2 protein-coding genes are annotated in these 783 nt (G+C 31.3%); one reads left to right on the forward strand and one right to left on the reverse strand.

What is annotated here, in order from left to right; genetic code table 11:
- Nucleotides 1-353: helix-turn-helix domain-containing protein (locus FB586_RS18455; RefSeq protein ID WP_187697894.1), on the forward strand; the 353-nt coding region annotated here is incomplete at its 5' end.
- Between the two features lie 36 nt (nt 354-389).
- On the opposite strand, the gene FB586_RS18460 is transcribed toward FB586_RS18455, so the two are convergent.
- The coding region (locus tag FB586_RS18460; protein ID WP_442319898.1) for a hypothetical protein at nt 390-783 on the reverse strand (394 nt) is incomplete at its 5' end.

The raw sequence follows: 783 nt of genomic DNA on the forward strand, positions 1-783 counted from the left end.
CTTCCGATCTCGCTAGTTCTCTTTTATTTTTCATAATCGAACACATGGATAACAAGAATGCATTAGCATGCTCATATTCAACTTTTGAAGATTACTTTGGAAAATCAAAAATGACTATTTATAGAGGAATCAAAGTACTTGAAGAGAACGGATTTTTGAGTGTACTAAAAATGGGTACATCAAATGTTTATTTAGTAAATGAAGATTTAGCGTGGACTGATTCAAACGACAAGAAAAAATTTACAAAATACGACGGGAAAATCTTAGTCAGCAAAAAAGAAAATAAAGACTATATATATCGTAAACAATTTGATAGATTTAAAGCTTTGCGAAAACGGGAAAACCTAAAATAAAGCGGGTAGTAAAGTCTACTCGCTTTATTTATGTTTTCATCGCTCCATGTCATACCCTCGTTGTTTAGTCTTCATTTCTTTTTTATGTTCACGCTCAAATTGATTATCTATCCCTTTCATATCCAACTCGTTCTTAATAAGACCTCTAAAGCCCTCAAATTGCCTTCCTAAGAGTTTTTTTGTGTTATGGTATAAAACCTTTACATTTTCCTTTAAATCTCTTATATGGGCTTTTAACGAGCTTATTTCCTTACGCAATTCTCTATTCTCATTTTCCAAATCTGTATTTTCGTTAATAGCTTTAACATAACCTTCAGCTAAACTATCAACTTTGTCACATAATTCTTTGTTTTCTTTAACTAAATCCATACTCTGCAAACGATCATAATCTTTTTTCACTGAATATCCAGCGTTAATTATTCCTTGCACT

Source organism: Cellulomonas telluris (assembly GCF_004886325.1).
GTDB lineage: Bacteria > Actinomycetota > Actinomycetes > Actinomycetales > Cellulomonadaceae > Cellulomonas > Cellulomonas telluris.